The organism is Microcoleus sp. D3_18_C4 (assembly GCF_036702355.1).
In the GTDB taxonomy this organism is placed as follows: domain Bacteria; phylum Cyanobacteriota; class Cyanobacteriia; order Cyanobacteriales; family Microcoleaceae; genus Microcoleus.
This window is the reverse complement of sequence record NZ_JAUBTF010000130.1, coordinates 1-5,442: the sequence shown is the minus strand read 5'-3', so window position 1 is coordinate 5,442 and position 5,442 is coordinate 1. Positions and strand designations below refer to the sequence as shown.

Below are 5,442 nucleotides of genomic sequence, written 5' to 3'. Positions count from 1 at the left end.
AATTAATAATTAAATGGGGTCGCAAAATTAAAAATAAGGGTAATGCTTGTATCACAGTTTAAATGTGCAACAGCTTACTGCTGCACCAGTATAATTTGTTGATATTTAAACTACTGCAAATAGCTTCTGTATTTCTACTTCCGCTGCCTCTGGCTCGCCATCAAATCTCCTATTCTTAACATTTATCAAGATTTATATCCTCATAAAAATCAAGTTCGCCCTTGTCTTGAAGAAGTTTCATCGGAACGACACACCATATCCATGCAGCCGGACTCGATCGAACTTGCGTTAAACTAAGTCAGGTAAATGACTTTCTATACAGATGACTATTTTTACTCTACGATCGATCAAAAAAGACTTCGGCATCAAGGAACTCTTGACAGATGCCAGTTTCAGCCTCGATGAAGGCGATAAAGTCGGACTCATCGGCACCAACGGTTCCGGCAAATCAACCCTGCTGAAAATGATTGCCGGTTTGGAGTCGATCGACTCTGGCGATCGCTGGGTCAATCCAGGGTCTACAATTGTTTATCTCCCCCAACAGCCGGATTTGGACGAAAGTCACACTGTCTTAGAGCAAGTATTTGCCGACAGTGGCGAACAAATGGCTTTAGTGCGCGAATACGAGGAAATTTCCGATCAATTGTCCCACGGCAAAGGCGATACAGACAAGTTGATGGCGCGTCTGTCTGCGGTGTCTGAACGCATTGATGAGGTGGATGCGTGGGACTTGGAAACCAAGGCGAAATTGATTTTGACCAAGTTGGGGATTGAGGATTTTGATGCGAAAATTGCCGACTTGTCCGGCGGCTACCGCAAGCGAATTGCCTTAGCAACGGCGCTATTGTCCGAGCCCGATGTGTTGCTGATGGATGAACCGACAAACCACTTGGATGCCCTGTCTGTGGAGTGGTTGCAGAACTATTTGAACGGCTATCGCGGTGCTTTGTTGCTGATTACCCACGATCGCTATTTTCTCGATCGCGTTACCAATCGCATCCTGGAGATCGATCGCGGCGACCTTTACAATTATGCTGGCAATTACGCTTATTACTTGGAGAAAAAAGCCTTAGCTGAAGAATCCGCCGCCAGCAGTGTTCGCAAACACGCGGGTGTATTGCGGCGCGAATTGGAATGGCTCAAACGCGGGCCGAAAGCGCGCAGTACCAAGCAAAAAGCTCGGATCGATCGCATTAAAGATATGCGAGCCCAGGAGTTCAAAACAGCCAACGGCAAAGTCGAAATTGCCACAGCCGGCCGCCGGATTGGTAAGAAGGTGATTGAGTTACTGAATATCTGTAAAGCTTACGGCGATCGCACTTTAATTAAAGATTTTACCTACAATTTCACACCCGAAGACCGGATAGGAATTATTGGCTGCAACGGTGCGGGAAAATCGACGCTGATGGATATCATCACCGGACGCATTCAGCCGGATTCGGGTACAGTCGAAATTGGCACAACCATTCATATCGGTTATTTTGACCAGCATTCAGAGGATTTGACGCCGAACGAAGACCAACGAGTTATTGAATACTTGAAAAGTGTAGCCGAGTTGGTGCAAACGGCGGACGGGGAAATCATTACCGCTTCTCAAATGTTGGAAAAGTTTCTGTTTCCGCCGAACCAACAGTATGCACCCATTAACAAACTTTCTGGCGGGGAGAAGCGCCGATTATTTCTGTTGAAAGTGCTGATGAGTGCGCCCAACGTGCTGATTTTGGACGAACCGACAAACGACCTGGACGTGCAGACTTTGGCGGTTTTGGAGGATTATCTCGAAGATTTTAACGGCTGCGTGATTGTGGTGTCCCACGATCGCTATTTTCTCGATCGCACGATCGACATGGTTTTCGCCTTGGAACCGGGCGGCAATTTGCGTTTATATCCCGGCAATTATTCGGTGTATTTAGACTACAAAAAAGCGGAAGAAGCCAAGGAAATCAAAGGACAAAAAGAAAAAGAAAAACTTACACGCACCGCTGAATCTAACAATTTAAAAACCCCAAACTCCCCTCAAAAATCTACCAAAATTTCCTTTAATGAGAAGCGGGAATACGAACAATTAGAAAGTCAAATCCCGCAGATGGAAGCTGAGAAACAAGAGATTGAAAAGAGGTTGTCTAACAATGCTCCCAGCGGGTTTGCCGAGGTGAAGAAGTTATCGGATCGTTTGGCTCAGTTGACGCAGCAGATCGATCGGGCGACTGAGCGCTGGTTGGAATTGGCCGAACGGGTGGGTTAATTTTTTGCGTTGTCCGAGTGTTGTGTTTAGCTCCTGTTAATAATGACAGGAGCTATAGGAATTATGAGGGAAAAAATCCCATGCTGAAACGAATATTATTTACCAATTACAATATTTTTTATATTACGAATAGTATTGTAAAACTTTATAAAGAAAATATTAGGAATAATGCTTATTTAGCCGACAATTTGGCAACCTTTGACAATTTATTACCTAAGTGTGATGAAGGTAGGGTAGTATTAAAGTTATAAAATCGGTTGCTTGTTACTACTGTAAAGCAAACTGACCAACAAACTTAAGACCGATAAAAGTCTGAAATCATTGTCAAAGCTGCAAGGCGATCGGAAACAGCGACAAAAAACCCGTTTTTTTTGCGATCGCCCCAAGTAAAGCTGTGTGTCAAAAACTGCGAAGGCCCGGAGGGTGGGGTTGACAAAAGCAGTAGAATATGCAGTAAAAGTCAGGGTAAGCAAATAAGACTGGCAGCAGAAAACAGGGGCGAAAAGTCCCAAAACAGGTAAAACAAAAGTCGATCGGGCAAAGTAAGTTGGCCGAGGACTAAAAATATGGTGATGAGTGAGATACAATTGACCTGTTCTGAGCCAAGAATTGTCAACATCACAAGTATCCTGTAGAAGTCTGATAGTTGAGAATCTCAGGGTTGTCGAGGAGCGGGAGCAAACAGAAAACTATGCCTCAAAAAGTAATCGCCAAACAGATGTCTTTGGAATCAGGGTCAGATCCGATCGCCGTGGTTGCGACAGTCGAAACAGTGCCAGCCGAAGCAGTGGCAGTAGAGTCCTACGCCGATCAGTTGATGGACGAACTGTTTGAAGGAGTCGATCGAGCATTCGACGGCAGCGGCGGACTGCCATCCGAGCCCGTGCAGCCAGAATTCGTGGCGCTCAAGTCGATCTCGGTACCTCAAATAGTTTTGTCGCAGTTGGCCCCCCCCCAGCCGCAGCGGGACGAAAAAGACGTAGAAGCGATCGCCCGCCAAGTCGCCCTAGAAACAGCCAAAAAACAGCAGTCCAAACAATCATTCGACAGAATGCTACTGGGAGCAGCATTTGGGTCGCTGCTGCTAGTCATGGGGTTATGGCTCGCAAGCAGGTCGGGACTCGTGCGCTTGCCCGCCGCCCCCGCACCAGAGGCACCCGCAGCAAGTGGCAAAACAGCACCAGATACCCCGTTTGTGGAATACGTGCAGCGCTCGCTAGAAGCGATCGAACAAAAAAAAGCACCCCAAGCTAACCCCCAACTTGCAGGAGTTCCCGCAGCCCCCACCCCAGGGACGCTGCCGAGCATTCCCATTTCCGGCGCGCCGCCGGCAACTGCAGGTCTTTCGACCGCAGTCAACCGCATTGCTAATGCCCTCGAACAAGCTGCCTCACAGCCGGGAGCACCAGCACCCCAAGTTGTAGTCATCCCTCCCCCCGCTCAGGTGACAGTGGCTCCGGCTGCTCCGGTAGCTGCGGCTCCCGCTGCTCCTCAAACCAGCGCAGTTTCCCCCTCACCTGCTGCTCCAGCCTCCGGTCGTGCGATCGCCGCTGCGGGAAATCGAGATCCCCTCGCCGCTTCCCCTTCCCCCTCGGAGTCTCCCCAGCCAAAGATTTTGGCTCGCGAAACCGAACCGGCACCAGCGCCTGCAGCCCAGCAATCCGCGCCCGCGCCGGAGCAATCCGCACCGGCCGTCAGCAGCGCCCCAACTTCCGCGCACACGCTGGTTGGGATTTTGGAGTTGGGCGATCGATCGGCTGCTTTGTTTGAAGTAGACGGCGTAGCCCGCAGAATTTATGTGGGCGAAAGCATCGGCGCTAGCGGTTGGACGCTGGCAGAAATCAAAAATCAAGAAGCTGTGATTCGCAAGGGAGGAGATGTGCGATCGGTTTTTGTCGGCCAAAAGTTCTAATCAGTCATCAATTATGAGTCATTAGTCATTAGTTATGAGTTAGATCATCGGTAATCGGTAATGGGCAGCGATCGGGCTGTATATCACGAGCAGTGAAAACAGTTATAATATAGGAACCGCCAAGACGTTCTTAATTGCTGAAACCATTGCTATTATTGCTTCTTGATTCTATCCGTTAAATCGCTTCCCCAATTCGTTACCGAACTTTCTTCTGCTATAACTAACAACTCAGGATCAATAATCGATCGCCAGTGACTAAGAACCAATGACTAATAACTAATGACAATGACTAATGACAATGACTAATGACTGAGGAATTATAAAAAATGGGCTTATTTGATGATTTCAGCCGCTTTCTAGAAACCAGATTAGAAGAATTTTTGCGTAGCAATCCCCATCTGGAATTGCAGGCAATAGAAGAACAACTGAAGGAACAAGAAGAAGACACTCTGCGGCTGATTCTCGATATCCAAAAACAAGAGAAAAAACTGCAAGCCGAAATTCTCTCCGCCGCCCAAGAAATTCAGCGCTGGAACGATCGCATCAACAAAGCTAAAGCTGCTCAAAGGCTCGATTTAGCTCAAGCAGCCCAAGAGCGGCAAGCAGCTTTGCTGCGTCAGGGAAATCAGCGCTGGGGTCAAATGCAAGGCTGCAAAGAACGGATTGAAAAAGCAAAAGAACTGTACCGCCAAATTCAAGTACGGCGAAAAGAAGTTCGAGCAAAAGCCGCAGAAGCTGCAACTCGAACTACCACCACGAAAACAGAGCCAAATTGGGATACAAAGGGTTGGAATCAGAGTTCAAATTATAATAGTTTTAATGCGGCCGATCCTTTAGAAGAAAAGTTTCAACGCTGGGAAGCAGACGAAGAACTCGATCGAATGAAGCGGAATATAGGCCGATAGTTACGAAAGCCTCCCCATCCTGTAGGGACGGGTTCACCCGGAACTCTGATTCCTAATGCAAATATTCGTCAACCCCCCATAGGGTGCGGTATGGCGATCGCTCAATCCGACTTGATATAATTACCATCCTAAAATTATAGGGACAATTAATCATATCAAATCCGTTAGCATCGGAATAGTAAATTAGAGTTCACTGTTGACGGTTCACGGCGTCAACCGTCAACCGTCAACAGTCAACATCATGTATGAGTCTAACCGGAAATGATATCAATCATCCCTACAATATTCTCACCTAATTAATTGGCGTTATATCAGGTTCGGGTAATTACTTATAATGTGAATTCGGCCGCTCGAACTTGAATTCGGGCGCTCGAACTTGA

The 5,442-nt window shown here is 47.5% G+C and carries 3 protein-coding genes; all 3 read left to right on the top strand.

Annotated features, from left to right (window positions below; all coding sequences use genetic code 11):
- Positions 1–322: 322 nt before the first annotated feature.
- The 3 genes from QUA90_RS29845 (at position 323) to QUA90_RS29835 (ending at position 5,062) form a co-directional block, all read left to right on the top strand.
- The gene (locus QUA90_RS29845; RefSeq protein ID WP_333448733.1) at positions 323–2,245 is read left to right on the top strand and encodes an ABC-F family ATP-binding cassette domain-containing protein; all 1,923 of its coding nucleotides are present in this window, start codon (positions 323–325) and stop codon (positions 2,243–2,245) included.
- Between the two features lie 691 nt (positions 2,246–2,936).
- Complete coding sequence (locus tag QUA90_RS29840; RefSeq protein WP_333330740.1) at positions 2,937–4,157, top strand: hypothetical protein; 1,221 nt, start codon at positions 2,937–2,939, stop codon at positions 4,155–4,157.
- 326 nt (positions 4,158–4,483) lie between these two features.
- Positions 4,484–5,062: a TIGR04376 family protein gene (locus QUA90_RS29835; protein WP_333082689.1), complete on the top strand. Its 579-nt coding sequence runs from the start codon at positions 4,484–4,486 to the stop codon at positions 5,060–5,062.
- The last annotated feature ends 380 nt before the right edge of the window (positions 5,063–5,442 follow it).

Bases quoted from the DNA above. Each gene is read 5' to 3' on its own strand.
- QUA90_RS29835 (WP_333082689.1), top strand. From the start codon at position 4,484: ATGGGCTTATTTGATGATTTCAGCCGCTTTCTAGAAACCAGATTAGAA.
- QUA90_RS29845 (WP_333448733.1), top strand. From the start codon at position 323: ATGACTATTTTTACTCTACGATCGATCAAAAAAGACTTCGGCATCAAG.
- QUA90_RS29840 (WP_333330740.1), top strand. From the start codon at position 2,937: ATGCCTCAAAAAGTAATCGCCAAACAGATGTCTTTGGAATCAGGGTCA.